General features: G+C 68.9%; 21 protein-coding genes, 1 pseudogene and 1 riboswitch. Of the genes and pseudogenes, 10 read left to right on the plus strand and 12 right to left on the minus strand.

Annotated features, from left to right (window positions below; genetic code table 11):
* The first annotated feature begins 73 nt into the window (after positions 1–73).
* Together C0R66_RS00620 and C0R66_RS00625 are read left to right on the plus strand one after the other, a co-directional pair.
* A complete protein-coding gene (locus C0R66_RS00620) occupies positions 74–736 on the plus strand; it encodes a response regulator transcription factor (RefSeq protein WP_199286750.1) in 663 nt (220 codons plus the stop codon).
* Positions 737–824: 88 nt separating this feature from the next.
* On the plus strand, positions 825–1520 hold the full coding sequence (locus C0R66_RS00625) for a type 1 glutamine amidotransferase domain-containing protein (RefSeq protein WP_101525955.1): 696 nt from the start codon (positions 825–827) through the stop codon (positions 1518–1520).
* 11 nt (positions 1521–1531) lie between these two features.
* Here the strand turns inward: C0R66_RS00625 and C0R66_RS00630 are convergent, their stop codons facing one another.
* Positions 1532–2125, minus strand: a complete 594-nt coding sequence (locus tag C0R66_RS00630) for a dihydrofolate reductase family protein (protein ID WP_101523050.1) — start codon at positions 2123–2125, stop codon at positions 1532–1534.
* 18 nt (positions 2126–2143) lie between these two features.
* On the opposite strand from C0R66_RS00630, the gene C0R66_RS00635 reads away from it, so the two are divergent.
* Positions 2144–2866, plus strand: a complete 723-nt coding sequence (locus tag C0R66_RS00635) for a B3/B4 domain-containing protein (protein ID WP_101523051.1) — start codon at positions 2144–2146, stop codon at positions 2864–2866.
* A gap of 13 nt (positions 2867–2879) precedes the next feature.
* Here C0R66_RS00635 and C0R66_RS00640 read toward each other — a convergent pair whose 3' ends face one another.
* Both C0R66_RS00640 and C0R66_RS00645 read right to left on the minus strand, forming a co-directional pair.
* Positions 2880–3116 carry a DUF3099 domain-containing protein gene (locus tag C0R66_RS00640; RefSeq protein ID WP_101523052.1) on the minus strand — a complete coding sequence of 79 codons (237 nt, stop codon included), beginning with the start codon at positions 3114–3116 and terminating at the stop codon, positions 2880–2882.
* Positions 3113–3781 (minus strand): Type 1 glutamine amidotransferase-like domain-containing protein, encoded by a 669-nt coding sequence (locus tag C0R66_RS00645; RefSeq protein WP_101523053.1) that lies wholly within the window; start codon positions 3779–3781, stop codon positions 3113–3115. Before C0R66_RS00645 ends, C0R66_RS00640 begins: the two co-directional genes overlap by 4 nt.
* A gap of 136 nt (positions 3782–3917) precedes the next feature.
* On the opposite strand from C0R66_RS00645, the gene C0R66_RS00650 reads away from it, so the two are divergent.
* On the plus strand, positions 3918–4622 hold the full coding sequence (locus tag C0R66_RS00650) for a 4a-hydroxytetrahydrobiopterin dehydratase (RefSeq protein ID WP_101523054.1): 705 nt from the start codon (positions 3918–3920) through the stop codon (positions 4620–4622).
* Positions 4623–4665: 43 nt separating this feature from the next.
* On the opposite strand, the pseudogene C0R66_RS18480 reads toward C0R66_RS00650, so the two are convergent.
* The 5 genes and pseudogenes from C0R66_RS18480 to C0R66_RS00665 form a co-directional block, all read right to left on the minus strand.
* Positions 4666–4845 (minus strand): annotated as a pseudogene (locus tag C0R66_RS18480) (VOC family protein); the annotation flags it as partial.
* Between the two features lie 99 nt (positions 4846–4944).
* Positions 4945–6156: a benzoate/H(+) symporter BenE family transporter gene (locus C0R66_RS00655; RefSeq protein WP_101523055.1), complete on the minus strand. Its 1212-nt coding sequence runs from the start codon at positions 6154–6156 to the stop codon at positions 4945–4947.
* Between the two features lie 24 nt (positions 6157–6180).
* A riboswitch (ZMP/ZTP riboswitch) is annotated at positions 6181–6257 on the minus strand.
* A 53-nt stretch (positions 6258–6310) separates the two neighbouring features.
* Positions 6311–7075, minus strand: a complete 765-nt coding sequence (locus tag C0R66_RS00660) for an SGNH/GDSL hydrolase family protein (RefSeq protein ID WP_241901690.1) — start codon at positions 7073–7075, stop codon at positions 6311–6313.
* Complete coding sequence (locus C0R66_RS19215; protein WP_241901525.1) at positions 7024–7317, minus strand: hypothetical protein; 294 nt, start codon at positions 7315–7317, stop codon at positions 7024–7026. The genes C0R66_RS00660 and C0R66_RS19215 overlap by 52 nt, the downstream gene beginning before the upstream one ends.
* A 150-nt stretch (positions 7318–7467) precedes the next feature.
* Positions 7468–7686, minus strand: coding sequence for a hypothetical protein (locus C0R66_RS00665; RefSeq protein ID WP_101523056.1), 219 nt, complete (start codon positions 7684–7686; stop codon positions 7468–7470).
* Positions 7687–7690: 4 nt separating this feature from the next.
* Between C0R66_RS00665 and C0R66_RS00670 the strand changes: the two genes are divergently transcribed.
* Positions 7691–7870, plus strand: a complete 180-nt coding sequence (locus tag C0R66_RS00670; RefSeq protein WP_101523057.1) for a hypothetical protein — start codon at positions 7691–7693, stop codon at positions 7868–7870.
* 52 nt (positions 7871–7922) lie between these two features.
* Here the strand turns inward: C0R66_RS00670 and C0R66_RS18485 are convergent, their stop codons facing one another.
* Positions 7923–8093: a hypothetical protein gene (locus C0R66_RS18485; protein ID WP_158647807.1), complete on the minus strand. Its 171-nt coding sequence runs from the start codon at positions 8091–8093 to the stop codon at positions 7923–7925.
* A 360-nt stretch (positions 8094–8453) separates the two neighbouring features.
* On the opposite strand from C0R66_RS18485, the gene C0R66_RS00675 reads away from it, so the two are divergent.
* From C0R66_RS00675 to C0R66_RS00690, 4 genes are all read left to right on the plus strand, one after another.
* Positions 8454–9755 (plus strand): hypothetical protein, encoded by a 1302-nt coding sequence (locus C0R66_RS00675; RefSeq protein ID WP_158647808.1) that lies wholly within the window; start codon positions 8454–8456, stop codon positions 9753–9755.
* Between the two features lies 1 nt (position 9756).
* Positions 9757–11013, plus strand: coding sequence for a YlbE family protein (locus C0R66_RS00680; RefSeq protein WP_101523059.1), 1257 nt, complete (start codon positions 9757–9759; stop codon positions 11011–11013).
* A gap of 88 nt (positions 11014–11101) precedes the next feature.
* Positions 11102–12562, plus strand: coding sequence for an APC family permease (locus tag C0R66_RS00685; protein ID WP_101523060.1), 1461 nt, complete (start codon positions 11102–11104; stop codon positions 12560–12562).
* Between the two features lie 177 nt (positions 12563–12739).
* Complete coding sequence (locus C0R66_RS00690) at positions 12740–13252, plus strand: Lrp/AsnC family transcriptional regulator (protein ID WP_101523061.1); 513 nt, start codon at positions 12740–12742, stop codon at positions 13250–13252.
* A 223-nt stretch (positions 13253–13475) separates the two neighbouring features.
* On the opposite strand, the gene C0R66_RS19795 is transcribed toward C0R66_RS00690, so the two are convergent.
* Positions 13476–15965 carry an excinuclease ABC subunit UvrA gene (locus C0R66_RS19795; protein WP_277869144.1) on the minus strand — a complete coding sequence of 830 codons (2490 nt, stop codon included), beginning with the start codon at positions 15963–15965 and terminating at the stop codon, positions 13476–13478.
* A 49-nt stretch (positions 15966–16014) separates the two neighbouring features.
* Positions 16015–17787, minus strand: coding sequence for an FUSC family protein (locus C0R66_RS00700; protein ID WP_101523062.1), 1773 nt, complete (start codon positions 17785–17787; stop codon positions 16015–16017).
* 190 nt (positions 17788–17977) lie between these two features.
* Here C0R66_RS00700 and C0R66_RS00705 point away from each other — a divergent pair, with 190 nt between their 5' ends.
* Positions 17978–19756 carry a DEAD/DEAH box helicase gene (locus C0R66_RS00705; protein ID WP_101523063.1) on the plus strand — a complete coding sequence of 593 codons (1779 nt, stop codon included), beginning with the start codon at positions 17978–17980 and terminating at the stop codon, positions 19754–19756.
* Positions 19757–19840: 84 nt separating this feature from the next.
* On the opposite strand, the gene C0R66_RS00710 is transcribed toward C0R66_RS00705, so the two are convergent.
* Positions 19841–20440: a YceI family protein gene (locus C0R66_RS00710; protein WP_101523064.1), complete on the minus strand. Its 600-nt coding sequence runs from the start codon at positions 20438–20440 to the stop codon at positions 19841–19843.
* Between the last annotated feature and the right edge of the window lie 43 nt (positions 20441–20483).

The raw sequence follows: 20483 nt of genomic DNA on the forward strand, positions 1-20483 counted from the left end.
TGCGTCCTCTGTCCACCACCAGACCACCCCTAGGAGGGGTGTGGCACACCCCTAGGTGGGTTAGCGTGCGGTGGTGAGCAATGGAGGTCGCCCCATCCAGGTCGCCCTGGTGGACGACTACGACGTCGTGGTCATGGGGGTCGCCAACATGCTCGAGCCGTACCGCGACCGGGTCGTGGTGGCCGAGCTGGACACGAACCAGCCCGTCGAGGACGGCGTCGACATCGCGCTGTACGACTCTTTCGCCCAGCCGGAGTCAGATCGCGCGGAGATCAAGACCCTCATCGACAACCCACGTGCCCGACGAGTCGTGGTCTACACCTGGAACTTCCACCCAGACCTCCTCGCGACAGCCCGTGATCTTGGTGTGCACGGCTACCTGTCCAAGGCTCTCACCGCCCGAGAGCTCGTCACCGCCCTCGAGTCCGTGCACGCGGGCGAGATCGTGGTCAGCCCTTCATCGGCCACGGTCCGCACCCAGGGTGGTGACTGGCCCGGCCGTGGCGAGGGGCTGACCGATCGGGAGGCGGAGATCCTCGCCCTCATCACCCAGGGCAAGAACAACGCCGAGATCGCAGCGTTGACCTACCTCAGCCCCAACACGGTCAAGTCCTACATCCGCGGGCTCTATCGCAAGATCGACGTCGAGAGCCGCACCCAAGCAGTTCTCTGGGGTGTGCACCACGGGTTCCTGCCCGACAAGCGCCGGATCGAGCACTGGCGAGGCGGCCCCTGACCGAGGCTCTTCACGACCTCACCACCGCGTGGGTAGCGTCGTGAAGGTCGCCGTACGGCGGCCCCGCAACTGCCTCGAGGAGATTGACGTGCCGAAGATCTTGTTCGTCCTGACCGGCGCCGATCACTGGACTCTCAAGGACGGAACCAAGCACCCGACCGGCTTCTGGGCCGAGGAGCTGCTCGCCCCCCTGGAGGTCTTCTCCGACGCCGGGATCGACGTCGACTTCGCCAGCCCGCAGGGCGGGACGCCCGTCGTGGACGAGGGCAGTCTCGCCCCTGCCACCATTGGCGAGGAGGAGTCGAGGAGACAGCGCGAGGCTCTCGAGGCACTCGCAGGCCGACTCGAGTCACCCCTGGTGCTCGCCGACGTCGACCTCGACACCTACGACGCCGTCTTCGTGCCCGGCGGCCACGGCCCGATGGAGGACCTCGCTGTCAGCGACGACCTGGGCCGCATCCTCGTGACGATGCTCGACGGCGGCAAGGTCGTCTCCTCGGTCTGCCACGGCCCGGCCGGTCTCCTGCCGGCCAAGCGCGCCGACGGATCCTGGCTCTTCGCCGGGCGCCACCTGACAGCCTTCACCGACGCCGAGGAAGAACAGGCCGGGCTCGCCGACAAGGCGCCCTGGCTCTTGGAGTCCCGGCTCCGCGAGGCCGGCGCCACCTTCTCCTCGGGAGAACCGTGGGCGCCCTTCGTGGTCGTCGACGACAAGCTGGTGACTGGCCAGAACCCGGCCTCCAGCACCGAGGCCGCGCAGAAGGTCGTCGACCTGCTCACGTGATCGGGTCGTCCTCAGGCCCGCCGGTAGACCAGGTGCGTGACGTACGGCGTCGTACGGCTGGAGACCGGTGACCAGGCCAGGTCGCCGGCGCCGTCGAAGACCCGCAGCCCCTCGCCCACGGTGAACGGCACGACGTGCAGCCGCAGCTCGTCCACGACCTCGGCCGCGAGGTAGGCGTTGAGCGTGCTCACGCCGCCGGCGATCGAGACATCGCCGTCGCCGGCGGCCTCGCGGGCCTGGGCGAGCGCGGACTCCGGCCCGTCGGTGACGAAGTGGAAGGTGGTCCCACCTGCCATGACCAGCGGCTCCCGCGGGCGGGAGCAGAGCACGAAGACGGGAGCGTGGTACGGCGGCTCCACGCCCCACCAGCCCTGCCAGTCCAGGTCCCAGTCGCCGCGGTCGGGCCCGAACATGTGGCGTCCCATGATGTAGGCGCGGGCCTGCAGGATCCCGGCGATCTCGGCCTCGCTGTCCTCGCGGTGCTCGAGCATCCAGGTGTGCAGCCGATGGCCCACGTGTGGCCCGAAGGGGTGCTCCAGGGACTGGTCGCGACCCGCCCCGACGAGGTCGAGGGAGACGGCCATGTTGGCGCTGACGATGCCCATGGGGGCACGCTAGGACCCATGGTGACTGACCGCAACGAGCTCGACCTCTTCCTCTCCGGAGCCCGGATCGAGTCTTCGGTCTTCGCCCTGCGACCCGACTACCGGGCGCTCCTTGTCGCGGTCGGCGGCATCGCACCCGCCGCGAGTGACGACGTCAGCGAGTCGTTGCTCGGGCGCGCGGAGGCGATGGCGCGGGACCTGGCGGCCCGGGGCCCGGTGGAGGAGATCCCGCACGTGGCCGCTTGGCGGGAGGCCTACCGCGCCTTCGGTGCGAAGCCGCAACGCACCCGCAACAGCCTCGAGGCGCTCCTGAGGCGGGCCCCTGGCGGGCTGCCGCGCGTCAACCGGCTCACCGATGTCTACAACGCGATCAGCGTGCTGCACCAGGTCCCACTCGGCGGTGAGGACCTCACCCGCTACGCCGGCTCACCGCGCCTGGTGCGCAGCGACGGCACGGAGCCGTTCGACACCACGGCCGGAGGGGAGATGGTCACCGAGCACCCCGAGGTGGGGGAAGTGGTGTGGTGCGACGACTCCGGCGTCACCTGCCGCCGCTGGAACTGGCGGCAGGGACGACGGACCCAGCTGCACGACGGCACCACGACCGCCCTGTTCATCATGGACGCGCTCGACCCGATGACCGACGACGCCCTGACAGCGGCCGCGGACGACCTCGTGGGGCACCTCGGGCCCGACGTCGTCTCCGCTCGAAGGCTCATCGCGCCCACGACGAGCCGCTGAGGAGCCGGGTCCGTCAGTGGTCCTCGCCCCAGTTTGCGACCAGGACGGCGACCGGCGGGATGACCGCGGCGACGGCCGACATGGCCACAGCTGCCGTGGTGGACCACAGCCGGACCAGGCACCAGGCCAGCACCAGCAGCACCAGGCAGGTGCCCATCAGCGCGAAGTACCAGTGCCGGCGTCTGCGCAGGCGCTCGCTCTGTGCCTCACGGACGGCGCTCACCGAGGTGCGCCGAGGGTCTCGTCTCATCGCGATTGCTCGAAGTGCCGCCACTTCCCCTCGGAGACCACCTCGACGGCTCCCTCGACGACCTTGATGGCCGTCTGCTCGTCGATGGCGTACGACGGGACGCCGAGGTCCGCGGCCCAGCGCTCGGCGTGGGCCATGGTGTTGGTCGGGAACAGGTCCAGGTGCGGGAAGATGGAGAAGTCGACGACTCCCAGGGTGCGGTCGTCCGACGCGGACGGCCACTCCACGAAGTAGTCCCCGATCCGGGGCGTCAGCACCATGCTCCCGGCGCTGACCCCCACCCAGACCGTGTCGGCCAGGGACGGCAGCAGGTCGGCCAGGCTGGACTCCCGCATCCAGTGGCACAGGTACGTCGCGTCCCCGCCGTCGACCAGCAGCACGTCGGCCTCCCGGACCCACGGCACCCACCGGTCCGCGCCGATGGTGGGCAGCGCGGTGAGCTCCAGCACGCCGAGGGAGGACCAGCCCAGACCGGTCTGGGGCTGCCAGGTGGGCCCGGCGGCGATGAGGCCGCGGACCGATGCCGGTCCGCACATCGGGTGGCCCCACTGGGCGGTCGGGATGCACAGGGCGTGGGACTCCGCGACCGGCTTGCCCAGGAGCTCCTCCAGGGCGGAGTGGATGCTGGGATTCGTGACGCCGCCTGAGGTGAGCAAGAGCTTCACGGGTGCCTCCGAGTGGGCCGTGTGCGAGGCCCCGGCAGGGACCCGGTGATCTGGGGATCGTAGTGCGGCGATCCTTCTCCGGGACACCCTTGAGTCGGCGCGCGTTCGCGGCAGGTCAGCGCTATGGTCGCTGGGCATGGACATGCTGCGGGGCGAGCAGATCGCCGAGGCCGACCTCACCGAGTGGCGCAAGCTGGCTCAGGGGCTGCATGCGCGGTACCTGGTGGACGGCTTCGACGCCGGCGCCAGGTTCATCGCCACGCTGGGTCATGTGGGCGACGCGGTCGGTCACTACCCACGGGTGTCGATGGGCAAGGGGTACGTCGACCTGAAGCTGGTCAGCGACGACGCCATCTACCGCGACGACGACGGCACCGAGTACGTCGTCGAATGGGTGACCCAGCAGGACGTCGACCTCGCGCGACGGATCACCGAGGTCGCCGCCGATCACGAGCTGGAGGCAGACCCGGCCTCGGTGTGCGACATCGAGCTGGGCCTCGACACGGCGCGCTCGGCGACCATCGCTCCGGTGTGGGCCGCGCTGCTGACCGGGAGCGCCGAGTCCCAGGGACGCGGCACCCCGAGCGATGAGATCCGAGATGCCACGGGGCGGGTGCCGAACCTCTGGTTCGGGGACGACGAGCCCGAGGCCTCGGGTCAGCGGTTCCACGTCGAGGTCTACGTCGCACCCGAGGCGGCCGAGCAACGGATCGCCGCCGCTGTCGCTGCTGGCGGCATCGTCGTCGACGACAGCGACGCGCCCTCACTCACGGTGATCGCCGACCAGGACGGCAACAGGGGAGTCCTCTGCGTCGCCGCGCCCGCGGCGAAGAAGGACTGAGCGCTCCACGCCCCACCTGCAGGACGAGCCGGATGACGATGCCTCAGGGCACGCAGAACTCGTTGCCTTCGGGATCCACCATGACGACGTGTCCGAGCGCCCCGTCGTAGTGCTCTTCCCGGACCATGCTGGCGCCGAGGGCCACCAGCTCGGGAACCCTGGCCCGGATCAACTGCTCCCGTTCGGCCACGTCCCAGGGCCCTTCGTCCGTCTGCTGGGCAGACGACCATGCCCGGCCACGGCCCGCCGAGGGCGAGCAGTCGTTGCGGCGCGGAGCGCCCTGCCTGGTGACCCCGCTGGTTCGTGACCCTCGTCGGCGTCGTCAGGGGCCGAGCCGCAGCACGAGCCGTACGACGAGGCCCGCGACGAGCGCCCAGAACGCCGCCCCCACGCCCGCGACGGCGATGCCCGAGGCGGCGGTGGCGAAGGTGACGACGGCCGGGACGTGCTCGCTCGGGTCCGCGAGCGCGGCCCGCAGCGAGGCGGCGAGAGTCCCGAGGAGAGCGAGTCCGGCGACGGCGGCCAGCACTCCGGCGGGGGCCAGCGACACCAGCGTGCCGAAGGCGGACGACGCGACGCCGAGACCGATGACCACCACCCCGCAGGTCACGCTGGCGATCCACCGGCGGGAGCGGTCGGGGCCGGCCTCTGGGCCAGCGGCGAGCGCAGCGCTGATAGCGGCCAGGTTGATCGCGTGCCCGCCCGCCGGTGCCCCGGCCAGGGTGCCCACGCCGGTGACCAGCATCGCTCGGCGCCAGGGCACGGCGTACCCGAGCCCCTTCATCACGGCGACGCCGGGGACGTTCTGCGAGGCCATCGTCACCAGGTAGAGGGGGAGCGCGATCCCGATCAGTCCCGCGACGGTGAACGCCGGCGTCGTGAGCTCAAGGCGCGGCACCAGGGACGCCGTGTCGACGGCGCGCCCGGAGACGGCCAGGTCGACCGTGATCACCGCCGTGGCGGCGAGGAAAGCCAGCGGTGCGGCGAACCTCGGAGCGAACCGGACCCCGAGCAGCCAGGCGACCACGATGGGCGCGATCGCCGCGGGGTTGTCGGCGAGCCCGACGACCGGACCGAGGCAGAGCTGGAAGAGGATCCCGGCGAGCATTGCCTGGGCGATCGAGGTCGGGATCCTGGCGATGAGCCGTCCGAGCTGGGGGAGTAGCCCGGTGAGCACGATCAGGAGGCCCGTGACCAGGAAGGCGCCGACCGCGGCGGGCCAGCCGCCCGCGACCGTGCCCGTGGTGACCAGCAGCGCCGCGCCGGGCGTCGACCAGGCAGAGGTGATCGGCAGCCTGGTCGTGAGGGCGAGCAAGATCGAGGCGAGGCCCATCGTGACGCTGACCGCGAGCAGTCCGCTCGACGCCTGTGCGGTGGTCGCGCCAACGGCCTCGAGTCCGGCGAGGACGACCACGAAGGCGCTGGTGAAGCCGACCAGGCCCGAGACGATCCCGGCGGAGACCGGCTGGAGCAGTACGCCGCGCTGTGGAGGCGCGGAGTCAGCCGGAGGGCGGTCGTCGGTCGCGTCGCGCATGTCGTCCCTCCGGCTCTCTCACCCGAGGGACACCCAGGCGGTCGACGTCTCTCCCGCGCTCCACGCCGGTCAGTCCGGCCACGCCAGTCGCGACGTCAGGCTATCCGCGCGAGGCGGTGCCCGAGGAGTGCGGGCACCGCCTCCGGAGCCGCATTCAGCGCTGGGCCAGGAACGCGTCCAGGTCGACGCCTGCCTTGCGCGCCGCCTTGCGGGCTGCGGGGGTGGTCAGGTCGGGCAGGACGAACTCCTCGGGCTCGATGCTGCGGTCGGCCTCGGCGTACTGCCGCTGGGTCTGGGCCAGGGCCTCGGCCTGGGTGGCGGCCTTGGCGAGCAGGGCGGCGTCGGCGGTCACGGCTGCTCCGGTGAGCAGGCCGCTGACGGCCGGCGTGTAGCCGCCGGAGTGGCCGGCGACGTTGGGGTGGAAGCTCTCGCCGACCGGGACGGACAGGTTGGTGAGCCAGGCCGGACTGTCGCAGACGGCGTGTCCGATGAATCGGCTGGTCGGGTTGGCGAACGAGAAGCCACGTGCCGCTGCAGCGGCGGCCAGTCGGGCGTTGAGCTGGTCAGCGGTCTGGTTGAGCCGGGTCTGCTCGGCCGGTGAGAACCAGGTGAGGGCGCTGCAGTCCTCGCCCATGAAGATCCGCGGGTAGCCCACCACCACCACCTTGGCGTTGGGTGCCTTGCTCCGGATGCTGGCGTAGAGGGTGCCCAGCGCTCCGGGCAGCGTGTTGGAGATGTAGGCCTGGGCGGTGTTGATCTTGCCGTCGCAGTTGCTCGCCCAGGCTGGGAGCGCGCACGCGGTGATCACGTCGGCGAAGCCTGCGTCGTTGCCGCCGACCGAGATGGAGACGTAGTTGGTGGTGGCGGTCAGGGCGCTGAGCTGGGTGTTGGTGACGTCGGGGATCTTCGCCCCCCGCAGGCCCGGAAGTTCAGCGAATAGCCGCGGGCGATGGCGATCAGCGACGGGAACGCCGCCGTCGAGCGCTTGCACGAGGTGCCGTCGTCGATGTAGCTGCGGGTGCCGGTGCCCGAGGAGTAGGAGTCCCCCAGGGCGACGTACGTGGGAGGTGCTGCCTGCGCGACTGGCGCGGTGAGCAGTGAAGCCGTCAGCACGGTGGCGGCGATGCCGGCGAGGTGCGCGAGTGCGCGATTCAGGGCCATGCGATGTCCTCCGGAAGCAACCCCGTAATGTGATGTAGGTCACACTAGGACCTGGTGAGCTTGGTCAGCAATGGATGCTTCGGCGGGACCGCACCGGCGTCAGCCCGCTCCTCGTGTGCCCTCCCTCGCGTGGCGTGAGCGAACGCACCGTCACTGCCTCGATCCCAGTGCAGCGTGCCAGTAGCGCGCGTTCTCGCTCCCGGTGCGGAGGATCGCGTCCTCAGCGAGCGCCTCTGGCCAGAACTCGACCAGGTAGAAGTCCACGACCTCAGGAGCGAGCTCGTCCGCCGGCCCGGCGTCCCTGCCTCGCGCACTCACCCGGACCCGGTAGCTCCCGGCCGGCAGGTTGAGGGACCGCTCGGGCTGCAAGCCCGTGAAGTTCTTGCAGGTCGACGACAACACCTTGCGCGTGGTGCTGAAGCGCAAGCAGGTCATGAAAGGCGCCAAGGTGGTGAAGTGGCGGGCCGCCACCTACGTCCCCACCCCTCAAGGGACCGGTTCGTACGATCCGCTCGGGGCGAGCGACAACTCCTTCTTCACCTGGAAGCCCTGAGTTCACAGGGCTACACCAGTGGGGCGGACCAGGGGCAGTGGACGGCGAACAATCAGACGACGACGACGAACGAGGCGACGGCCGTGTGCCAACCGCCGGCGCCCACGCCGCTGGCCGCCTGCGCGGTGGTCGTGCCCACCCCTTCGAGGCCGGCGAGGACGACGACGGAGGCGCTGCTGAAGCCCGCCGGGCCCGCGACCACCCCGTAGGCGGGCTGGAGCATCCCGCAGCCCCTACCGCAGGGCGCCGCCCGTGCCGTCGGGGCTGGGGGATCGTCGGTCTATCTGCGCACTCGTTCCTCCGGCTCGGGGACCGAAGGGCACCCAGGCGGACGATCTCTCCCACGTGCTTGATGCCGGTCGGGACTAGCTCCCGCCAGCTGCGGGCAGCCCGCACCATCGAACTGCGGTACGAAGTTCGACCCTTGAAACGCAGATTTAACTCGAAAATCAGACTGGTGTGGGCCATAAGCGTTGACATTCGAACTTAATGGGTGCGAGGTTCCTCACACTGTTCACGAGTGTGAGGAAGCAAACTGATGGTGGATGTGGCCAAGTTGAGCGCGGACCTACAGGAGCAGGGCGTGGAATTCGTCTTCGGCTACTACGTGGACATCCACGGCGTGCCCAAGAGCAAGTGCGTCCCCATCGCCTCCTTGCCGTCCATGGCCAAGGGATCAGAGCTCTACACCGTCGGGGCCCTCGAGGGGATGGGCGATCTCGGTCCGCACGAGGACGAGTGCGCGGGTATCCCCGACCTGGAGAAGCTGGTCGTGCTTCCATGGGATCCGCGGTTTGCCCTGGTGCCTTCGCAGCTTCAGTTGAACGGCGTGCCGTACGAGCAGGACTCCCGCAACATGCTGCAACGTCAGGTCGACCGCGCGAGGGACCTCGGGTTCACAGTCAACGTGGGGATCGAGCCCGAGTTCTACGTCGTCCGCGAGACGCCGACCGGCTGGGAGCCCTTTGTTGCCTCCGACGCCCTGAACTCGCCCACGCGCGGCTACGACCTGGAAGCGACCATTCTCTCTGAGCCCTTCATCGGCCCGATGGCGCGGTACATGAACGACCTGAACTGGGGTCTGTACTCCTTCGACCACGAGGGAGGAGACGGGCAGTACGAGTTCAACTTCGCCTACACCGATGCCATGTCGATGGCGGACCGGATGACGCTCTTCCGCCTGATGGCCAAGCATGTGGCTCGCCAGGTTGGTTGCATCGCCACGTTCATGGCCAAGCCGTTCCAAGACGATTTCGGCTCCGCCGCTCACATCAACATCAGCATCGCGTCCGTCGAGACCGGCGAGAATCTCTTCGCCCATGCCGACGGCAGCGCTGCCTACAGCGACCTGGCAGGCCACTTCACCGCAGGGGTCCTGCGGCACGCCGACGCCATCAGCGCCGTGGTCTCGCCCACGGTCAACTCCTACAAGCGCTTCACGAGCAAGGGCTTCATGGATGAAATCTCCTGGGCGCCCGTCTTCCGGGCCTGGGGCAACAACAACCGGACCCTGATGTGCCGTATGCCCGTCAACCGTCATTGTCTGGAAGTGCGTACCGCCGATGCGTCGGTCAACTACTACCTCGGAATGGCCATGGTTATCGCGGCTGGACTCGACGGTATCGAGCAGAAGCTGGACGCTGGTGCGCCCGTCAACGTGGATACCTATCTGTTGGACGAGGGTGAGCGGGAGGCTTATGGCCTGCTGCCGCTGCCGATGACACTCGACACCGCCCTCGACGCCTTCGAGACAGATGATCTGGCACAGCGGGCGTTCACGCCGGCCTTCCACGCCACCTATCTGGCTCACAAGCGGGCGGAGAGCCACGAGTTCCGGTCCGTGGTGACCGACTGGGAGTCCGCTACCTACATGCAGCGGATCTGAGATGGGCTCCCAGGACAGGGATCGTGCCAATCTCACGGCGCTGGGGCATCTGACCGGGTCGGAGCCGCAGTTGGTCGATGTCGCCCCCGCCGGTGAAGTCGTTCTCGGCATGACCACTCACACGATCTTGACCTCCGGGGCCCCTCTCGACTGGGAGGCCTACGAGGGCGGACAACGACGTGCCGTGCTGTTCGGGGCCGTCTATGAGGGCATCGCCGCTGATCCGGAAGAAGCGGAGGCGATGATTCGCCGTGGCGAAATCCAGGTGCGGAGTACCCAGGAATTGAATTGCATCGGGTCTGTCGCGGGAATCCTCACCGCGTCGATGCCAGTGTTTGTAGTTCGGGACGAGACTTCTGGGGCCGTCGGATTCTGCAACCTCTACGAGGGGGAGGACCCCCATCGACTCTGCTACGGGTCCTACAACCGTGGCGTCGCAGATCGTCTCGACTGGTTGCGGGACGTGATGGCCCCAGTGCTCTCCGAAGCGATTCACCGTCGCGGGCCGCTTCCGCTTAAGGGGCTGATGGCACGAGCGCTGAGAATGGGCGACGAGCTGCACAGCAGAAACACCGCGGCGACCATGCTCCTCACAACCGAGCTCATGCCTTCCTTCCTGGACATGATGGGGTCCAGTTCTTCGCCCTCGCAGCTCCTTGAGGTCATCGACTTCCTCAGGCGCAACGAGTACTCGTTCCTGCGGGTCGGGATGGCGGCCGCGAAGGCCACTGCCGATTCGGCGCACGGGGTAGAGGGGAGCTCCCTGGTCACTGCGATGGCTATCAACTCCCGCGAGTTCGCGATCCGGGTCAGTGGACTCGGCGACACCTGGTTCAGAGGGATGCATCCGGAGCTTGAGGGCAAGTTCTTCGACGGGTTCGACCAGGACGACGCTGAGTGGATCGGCGGCGAAAGCTGCGTGACCGAAGTGGTGGGACTGGGCGGATTCGCGCAGGCCTGCGCGCCGACACTCCAGGCTTACCAAGGCGGCACCTTCGAAGCTATGCGGCGCAGCAATGAGTCCATGTACGCAATCACGGTCGGCGAGCATCCAGACTTTCGCATCCCGGTGCTGGAGTTCCGAGGAACACCTGTGGGGATTGACATCTTCGCCGTGGTCCAGTCAGGCATCACGCCAGTCATCGATGGCGGACTCGCTGGCAAGGACGGCGGGCAGATCGGTGCTGGAGTGCTGCGTCCACATCTAGACGTGTTCGAACTCGCCACGAAGGCATACGTCGAACGGTACGGAAGCTGAAACACAAGGCTGCGCCACCTGCGTCCTGAATGGGATCGCGACCAGCAACTCGTCAGTCTCGGGACCGGATTCGTGGAGGAGAAAGAGCATGACCGAACAAACCTCGAAATCAGATGTGGCCCCGGCCGGAGTTGAACCCATGCGCAGGACCATGGGAGCGGTGGAAATCGCGTTCTTCACGGTCGCGGCTGCAGGCCCCCTCCTTGTCGTCGCAGGCTTTGCTCCGCTGTCATTCATGATCGGCGGCGTCGGGACGGTGGGGGCCCAGATGGTCGCGGGCATCGTGCTTCTCGTCTTCGCCGTGGGGCTGACGCGCATGGCCCTTCGAATCCGAAACTCCGGTGCCTTCTACGCCTACATCGGCCAGGGAATCGGACGTCCGATCGGAGGCGGCGCCGCCTTCTTGGCTCTCGCCGCATACGCGTTGATCACGGTCGGACAGATCGGCGCGGTAGGCGCCTTTGCAGTCGGACCGATCCAGGACTTCACCGGACTCGAAGTGCCGTGGTTGGTGTGCTCGCTCATGGCACTCCTCCTCGTGGCGGCTCTCGGCCACCGACAGATCTCACTCAGCGCAAAGGTTCTCGGACTGGCTCTGCTGACCGAGGCCGGGATCCTGCTGGTGCTCGCCGTACCCGTACTGGCGCAGGGCGGGGCCGAGGGACTCGACCTCAGCGGCTTCGAGCCCAACTCGATCTTCCCCGGCACTGGGGCAGGCGCCATGTTCGCGATCGTTTTCGGCGCCTTCATCGGCTTCGAGTCGACCGCGATCTACTCCGAGGAGGCCAAGGATCCCGCGCGTACCTTGCCTCGCGCGGTGTATCTGGCGGTTGGGTTTCTCGCCATCTTTTACACGTTCATGGCATGGGTGTTGGTGGTCGCCTTCGGCAAGTCGAACATCCAGGAGGCCGCAACCGCCGATCCGGTGGGCCTGGTGTTCACCGCCATCGAGCAGTACGTCGGACATCCAGCGGCGGTCGTTGCCGAGACCCTGCTCATCACCAGCGCGTTCGCCTCCGTGTTGGCTTTCCACAACACGGCCACCCGCTACATCTTCACCCTCGGCCGGGAAGGCCTGCTCCCCAAGCCTCTGGCTCAGGTTCACCCCGTTCACCGTTCGCCGTTCGTGGCGAGTCGCACTCTCGCCATCTTCGCCCTGCTGGTGATCCTCGTCCTCGCGACACTGAACGCGGATCCCTATCTTGAAGTCTTTCTCCTTCTGGTCGCGCCAGGGGTCCTCGCGGTGATCGCTCTACAAGCACTCTGTTCGGTGGCGATCGTGGTGTTCTTCAATCGGAACAAGGACTCTCACGAACTGACCAGGTGGAGCACGCTGGTCGCTCCAGCGGTCAGCTTTGTGGCCCTCACGGCAGCCGTCTGGTTGATCGCTACCAACTTCGAGTACTTTTCCGGCCGTACAGGACTAATGAACTGGGTCCTCCTGTCCATAGTTCCGATCGCTTTCGTCATTGGACTGGCGCGCACGCTCCTCATGCGGAAACAGCATCCCGAGCAGTACAAGGAACTCACTCAGACGAAGGTGTACTGAGACAGAAGCCGAGAGAGTCTCGTCTTACGGAAAGGAGGGTGGGGTCGGAAGGCCTGTCGCAGACATGGGCTCGCTGGCGACAAACCCGTGCCGGCCATACAGTTTCTCCGGTCTAGAGTTCGCGGTTCATGAGGGTTGCAATCGCGACCGTTCGGCGATGTCGACGAGGAGTTACGCATGGCTGGTCAGGACGCACGACGGCGACGAAACGCGCGCGGCAGCGCAGCCAGCCCCGGAGTGCTGGATCAGACAGACCGTGAGATCGTGCAGATCCTCCAAGTCGACGGCAGGACGGGAAGCAGCGAGATCGCACGGAGGCTCGGGGTCACCGAGACGACCGTGCGGAAGCGCCTCGCGGCACTTTTGGATGGGGACTACATCGAGGTAGTCGCGATCCCCACCCCTCGGCTCGCAGGAATGACAGTTTCGGCGATCATGGGGATCGCGACGACCCTCGCAGAACTCCGCAACATCTCGGACTCGGTCGCGCAGCGGAGCGAGGTGAGGTACTGCGGTGTGTCGACTGGAAGGTACAACCTCATTATTGAGGCATTCTTTACAGACCATGACCACCTATTGGACTTCACGACGTCCTATCTGGGCAGTCTCAAGGGTGTGAAGGATGTTGAGACATTCGTGATCCTTAGCATTGCCAAATTCTCTGCCGACTGGAAGGTGTCGCAGGAGTAGGGACGTGATAGGAGCCGCGGAAAAACGATCGGCCCACATAGACAGCAAGGAATTCCCTTGGACTACGGGGTCGCTTTCGCGGGCACGCTTCTCGTTTCCTGGATGCGCACGTCTTCTGGGAGGCGGTCCGACGCCTTGCTGCCAGCGCTCCAGAGTCACCCGGGCCCAACTTGGATTGAAGGAGCACCTCCTGACCCCAGGTCTATCTGGGTGGAAAGGGCTATCAACTCGACGTCCGCCGAGAGCGCGCCACGAACCGCGACGCCAGATACTTCGCCGTAACCCCGACCCCCGCCGCAGCCACCTCCACCGGCGTCCCGCTTGCCACCACCTGCCCTCCGGCGTCCCCACCACCCGGCCCCAGGTCCACGACCCAGTCCGCCGACGCAATCGTGTCCAGGTCGTGCTCCACGAGCACCACGGTGTTCCCCGCGTCCACCAGCCGGTGCAGCTGCCGCACCAGCAGCGCGGTGTCGGAGGGGTGCAGGCCTGACGTGGGCTCGTCGAGCAGGTAGAGGGTGTGGCCGCGGTTCGCCCGCTGCAGCTCGGTGGCGAGCTTGATCCGCTGTGCCTCCCCGCCGCTGAGCTCGGTCGCGGGCTGCCCGAGCCGCAGGTAGCCGAGCCCCACCGACTGCAGCGCGGCCAGCCCACGCGCAGCGACCGGCACGTCGGCCAAGAACACAGCAGCCTCGTCCACCGACATCCCCAGCACGTCGGCGATGCTCCGGTCGCGGTAGGTCACCTCGAGCGTCTCAGGGTTGTAGCGCGCCCCGCCGCACTCCGGGCACGGCGCATAGGTGCTCGGCAGGAAGATCAGCTCGACGGAGATGAACCCCTCGCCCTGGCACTTCGGGCACCGCCCCTCAGCGACGTTGAAGGAGAACCGCCCGGCGGCGTACCCACGCTCCTGCGCTAGCGGCGTCGCCGCGAAGACCTTGCGCACCGCGTCGAAGAGCCCGGTGTACGTCGCCAGGTTCGACCGCGGCGTCCGACCGATCGGCTTCTGGTCAACCACCACCAGCCGGTCGAACGCATCCACCCCGCGGGCCTCGCGCACGTCGACCTCGCCGGTGAAGACCTCCTCCTCGTCGTCCCCGTCCGAGGCGACCGAGAGGGGAGCGAGGCCGAGGTGGCGGCGTACCACCTCGCCGAGCACCTGCACGGCCAGCGTCGACTTCCCCGAGCCCGACACCCCGGTCACCGCGGTCATCGCGCCGAGCGGCAGGTCGAGGGAGACGTCGCGCAGGTTGTGCCGCGAGACCCCGACCAGGTGCAGCCAGCCCGAAGGCTCCCGCGGCTCGCGCTCCAGACGAGGTGCCCGCCCGAAGAGGTGGTCCGAGGTGGCGGACTCCGCGACGGACTCCAGCCCGGCGACCGGGCCGGAGTAGAGCACCCGACCGCCGTTCTCCCCGGCGCCCGGACCGATGTCGACCACCCAGTCCGCCCGGCGTACGACGTCCATGTCGTGCTCCACCACGAACAGCGTGTTGCCCGCGGCCTTGAGGTCGTCCAGGAGCGCCAGCAGGGGCTCCGCGTCGGCCGGGTGCAGTCCCGCGGACGGCTCGTCGAGCACGTAGACCACCCCGAAGAGCCCCGAGCGCAGCTGGGTGGCGATCCGCAGCCGCTGCGCTTCCCCGGGTGACAGCGTGGTGGAGCTGCGACCCAGGGACAGGTAGCCCAGCCCGAGACCGAGCAGCACCTCGATCCGGGCGACCAGGTCCCCACTGAGACGCGCCCCGGCGTCGTCGGCGTCCCCGACCGCGAACGGCCGCAGCCGCTCCACCAGGTCGGTGAAGGGCAGCGCGTTCGCCTGCTGGATCGACATCCCCGCGAACGTCACCGCCAGCGCCTCGGGGCGCAGCCCGCTGCCACCGCAGGTCGGGCAGGGCGTGCTCCGCACGAAGCGCTGCATGTCGGCGCGCATCTTCTCGCTGCCCGAGCTGGTCAGCACCTGGCGCACGTGCCGTCTCGCGCTGCGGAAGGTGCCCATGTAGTCGCGCCCGCCGCCACCGTCCTTGTCCTGGGGCCGGATCAGCACCCGCGGCTCCTCCTCGGTGAAGAGCAGCCACTCCTGGTCCTCCCGCTTCAGCTCGCGCCACGGCACGTCCACGTCGATGCCGAGGTTCTTCACGATGCGCCGCAGGTTGTGCCCCTGCCACGCGCCGGGCCACCCGGCGATCGCGCCGTCGCGGATGCTCAGCGAGGTGTCCGGGACCAGCAGCTCCTCGGCGACGTCGTGGGCGACCCCGAGCCCGTGGCAGGTCGGGCAGGCGCCTGCCGCGGTGTTGGGGGAGAACGCCTCGGCTGCCAGGTGCTCGGCGCCCTCGGGATAGTCGCCGGCGCGGGAGTAGAGGATGCGCAGCAGGTTGGACAGCGTGGTGATGGTGCCGACCGTGGACCGGGAGCTGGCCGCGCCGCGCCGCTGCTGCAGCGCCACGGCCGGCGGCAGCCCGGTGATCTCCTCCACGTGCGGTACGCCGACCTGCTGGAGCAGGCGCCGGGCGTACGGCGCGACCGACTCGAAGTAGCGGCGCTGCGCCTCGGCGTAGAGGGTGCCGAAGGCCAGCGACGACTTGCCCGATCCCGACACCCCGGTGAACGCCACGATGGCGTCGCGGGGCAGGTCGACGTCGACGCCGCGGAGGTTGTGCTCCCGGGCTCCCCGCACGCGCACGCAGGAGTCGGGGCCTGGCACTGCCTGGTCGTCGCTCACGCTCCCAGGTTGCCAATCCGGCCCGGCGGCAAACGACCCAGCCCCCGGCTCATGCGGCCGGCAGCGTCCGCAGCAGGGCGCGCTCGGCCGCCTCCGTCTGCTGGGCCAGCGATTCCAGGACCTGCTCCAGCGTCGCCTGGTCGAGCGCGTCGCGGCGCAGCTGCTCGGCCTCCACCAGGGTGAGCAGGTCACGCAGGCCGGTCCGGAGCCTGTCCAGGTCGGCGAGCTGCCGGTCGTCGAGCGGCTCGTGGTCGGGCACCAGCTCCTCCTGCTTCTGCGCGGCCACGCGCTGCAGCGCGAGCACCTCGGACAGCGGGTGCTGGTCGTTGCGGGAGACTCGGAGCGCGGCCTCCGTCGCCTGGGTGGCAGCCTCGATGCGCCGGCGCAGCGGCGCGGGCCGGAACGACGGGACGACGGTGAAGCCCACCACCACTCCGACGACCACGGCAACCAGGGTGAGACCGACGTACTGCAGGAGCAGGTCCACCGGGTCCAGGTCCCGGGTGACGGCGTTCATGCCCACGCTGACCACCACCATGAAGCCCGCACCGAGGGCGGGCCGGGTCACGATGTACCACAGGCCCAGGCACAGCGAGACGCCCGCGATCGGCACCAGGAGGTTCGACGGGGCGACCAGCAGGATGACCGCCACGGCGAGCGACCCCCCGCACAGGCCGATGATCTTGTTCCGGGCCTTGGTGAAGGTGTCGCGCCAGCTGGCCTGGAGGATGCCGAAGGTGGCCAGCAGCACGGTGGAGACCAGCGGATCCCCGGACTCCAGGGGAGCGGTGACCAGCAGCATGATCAGCACCCCGAGCGCGGTGCGGAACGCGTGCCGGACCTGGATCGAGCGCAGTCTCCCCGACGGGTGGAGGAGCGCGTAGCTGAGCTCGCGGCGCCGGTCCCGCTCGATCGGGACCGGCGTGGTGTCGTGCCCGAGGATCGCCTGCTCGACCGCGTCCAGGGCGCTGGCGGCATCCTCCAGCGTGCTCGGACCCCGGGCCGGCTGCCGCACCTGGGCCTGGGCGGCCGCATGCTGCTGCTCGGTGCCCCTTCCGGGCTTCGCCCGCAGTCGGTCGGCCAGCTCGGAGGCCCGGCCCCGGAGCTCGTCGACCTGCCCCTGATCGGCCCCGGGCAGCGTCGAGGGCAGCGTCCCGGGCAGGGCCGCCGCACGCAGCGCGAGCCGGTAGTGCGAGGCCGCCTCGAGCACGTCCGCGAGCCAGCGCTGCCGGCCGTCGCTCAGCCAGGTGCCGAACGCGGTGGAGGTGGCCGAGGCCGGGTCGTCGCCCACCAGCACCTCGGCGACCTGCTCCCGGGTGGGCTTGGAGGGGTCGGCGATGCCGAAGAGGAGCCGGAGCAGCAGCCCCACCAGGACGCCGGCCACAGCGGCGACGACCAGCTGCTGGTCGTCCGCGGATCCCCGGATCGCGTAGCCGTAGCCGAACATCGTGGTCATGCCGAGGCCGAGTCCGGCGTTGCCGAACCGCGGCCCGGCCAGCGGCAGCAGCGCGGCGACGAAGGTGATCAGCACGACGAGCGCGCTCGCCCCGGGGCGCGAGACCTCGCCCACCATCCGGGGGACGACTGCGGCGATCACCAGCAGCGGTGCCAGCACCCCGGCCAGGCGAAGGTCCGCGCGCAGCGGACCGCCCATGAAGACCACCAGCGAGAACAGCCCCGTCAGGCCGCCGATGATGCCGGCGGGTCCGGCGCCCCAGTGGTCGGCCAGGACCACCGACGGCACCACCACGAGCGCCATCAGCACCAGCAGCATGGGGCTGCCCTTGGGGCGGCTGCGGGCGTGCGCCGGATGGGTTGCCACGGGTCGCGCCTCCTGCGGGTGGGCGGTGCGGTCTCTGGTGGGAACCTATGAAGGCGCCGCGGGATGCACCAGAGTCTTCGTGCCCGGGCCGCCCGAAGGCGCGCCGTGACCGGGTCGTGACCGCGTCGTGACACACGTCGCGTCACCCTGGAATCTCTGCGTCGCCCCACCTGGCATTAACGTGAAGGCTATGAACGACGACGCTGCTGCAGACAAGGCAGCCCCTGACGTACCCACTTTCGAAGAGCTCGGGCTGTCCGACTCGGTCCTGAAGACCCTTCGCGAGGTGGGCTACGAGCGCCCCTCGCCGATCCAGGCGGCCACCATCCCGCCCCTGCTCGAGGGCCGGGACGTCGTGGGTCTGGCTCAGACCGGCACCGGCAAGACGGCCGCCTTCGCGCTGCCGATCCTGTCCAACCTGGACATGACCCAGAAGAAGCCGCAGGCGCTGGTGCTGGCCCCGACCCGTGAGCTCGCGCTCCAGGTCTCCGAGGCCTTCGAGCGGTACGCCGCCCACCAGAAGAACGTGCGCGTGCTGCCGGTCTACGGCGGCCAGGGGTACGGCGTCCAGCTCTCCGCCCTGCGTCGCGGCGTCCAGGTCGTCGTCGGCACCCCGGGTCGGATCATGGACCACCTGCAGAAGGGCACCCTCGACCTTTCCGAGCTCCGCTTCCTGGTGCTCGACGAGGCCGACGAGATGCTGAAGATGGGCTTCGCCGAGGACGTCGAGACGATCCTGGCCGACACCCCGAAGACCAAGCAGGTCGCGCTCTTCTCGGCCACGATGCCCGCGCAGATCCGTCGCATCTCCAAGAAGCACCTCAACGACCCGGTCGAGATCACGGTCAAGAACAAGACCACCACCTCCTCCACGATCAACCAGCGCTACCTGATGGTCAGCTACCCGCAGAAGGTCGACGCGCTGACCCGCATCCTCGAGGTCGAGAACTTCGAGGGGATGATCGTCTTCGTCCGCACCAAGCAGGTCACCGAGGTGCTCGCCGAGAAGCTGCGGGCCCGTGGCTTCTCCGCCCAGGCCATCAACGGTGACGTGGCGCAGGTGCAGCGCGAGCGCACCATCAACCAGCTGCGCGACGCCAAGCTCGACATCCTGGTCGCCACCGACGTCGCGGCCCGCGGTCTCGACGTGGAGCGGATCAGCCACGTCGTCAACTTCGACATCCCGACCGACACCGAGTCCTACGTGCACCGCATCGGCCGGACCGGCCGCGCGGGCCGCAACGGCGACTCGATCGCCTTCGTCACCCCCCGCGAGCGCCACCTGCTCCGGGCGATCGAGAAGGCCACCCGTCAGCCGATCACCCAGATGCAGCTGCCGTCGGTCGAGGACATCAACTCCACCCGCCTGACCCGCTTCGACGACGCCATCACCGCGGCGCTCTCGGAGACAGAGCGCATCGAGTTCTTCCGCGACGTGGTCTCGCACTACGTCTCCGAGTACGACGTGCCCGAGGTCGACGTCGCCGCCGCGCTGGCCGCCGTCATGTACGGCGACCACCCGCTGCTGCTGGAGCCGGACACCAAGGCCGAGCTGCTGCACACCCCGCGCGACGACCGCGGGGACCAGGGTGGCCGCGGCCGCAACGACCGGGGCGACCGGGGCGACCGGGGTGACCGGGGCCCGCGCAAGCCGGCTCAGCGCCGCGTGGGCAACGACGCCAACCTGGCGACGTACCGGATCTCGGTGGGCAAGCGCCACAAGGTGGAGCCGCGCCAGATCGTGGGCGCGCTGGCCAACGAGGGCGGTCTGGGCCGCAACGACTTCGGCAAGATCGACATCCGGATGGACCACTCGCTGGTGGACCTCCCTGCCGAGCTGCCCGCGAGCACGTGGGAGGCCCTGCGCGGCACCCGCATCTCGGGCAAGCTGATCGAGCTCACCCAGGACTCCGGGGCGCCGCGGCGCGACGCCGGCTCCGAGGCACCCAAGAAGCCGCGCCACAAGTAGCTCGCTGCGAACAAGCAGTCCCTGAACGAACGAAACGCCCCGGCTGGTGCCGGGGCGTTTCGCGTTGTGCGGGGTGTGTGCGGGTCAGGCGGTCTTGATCGCCGAGACGTCGAACTCGAGCTTGATCTTCTCCGAGACCAGCACGCCGCCGGTCTCCAGGGCCGCGTTCCAGGTGAGGTCCCAGTCCTTGCGGTTGATGGTGGTCGCGCCCTCGAAGCCGATCCGGGTGTTGCCGAACGGGTCCTGGGCGGAGCCGGTCTCCTCGAAGTCGATGGTGACCGGCTTCGTGACGCCCTTGATGGTCAGGTCGCCGGTGACGGTCCAGTCCGAGCCGTCGCGCTCCACGCCGGTGGAGACGAAGACGATGGTCGGGTTGACGTCGGCGTCGAAGAAGTCGGCGGACCGGAGGTGCCCGTCGCGGTCCGCGGAGCCGGTGTCGATGCTGGCGGTCTGGATGGTCAGCCGCACCGAGGAGCTCGCGGGGGTGGCGGTGTCGACGTGGGCGGTGCCCTCGAAGTCGCGGAACGAGCCGCGGACGGTGGTCACCATGGCGTGGCGGGCCGAGAAGCCGAGCCGGCTGTGGCTGGGGTCGATCGTGTAGTCGCCGGTGATGTCGCCGACCGACTGGGTGGGGGCGTCGAAGGTGTCGCTGGTCGTCTCTGACTTGCGGTTGAAGAAGTTCATGGTCGCTCCCGATGTCTGTGTGGTTGATGTTTCAACTACCAGA

The sequence above is a fragment of the Nocardioides houyundeii genome, assembly GCF_002865585.1.
In the GTDB taxonomy this organism is placed as follows: domain Bacteria; phylum Actinomycetota; class Actinomycetes; order Propionibacteriales; family Nocardioidaceae; genus Nocardioides; species Nocardioides houyundeii.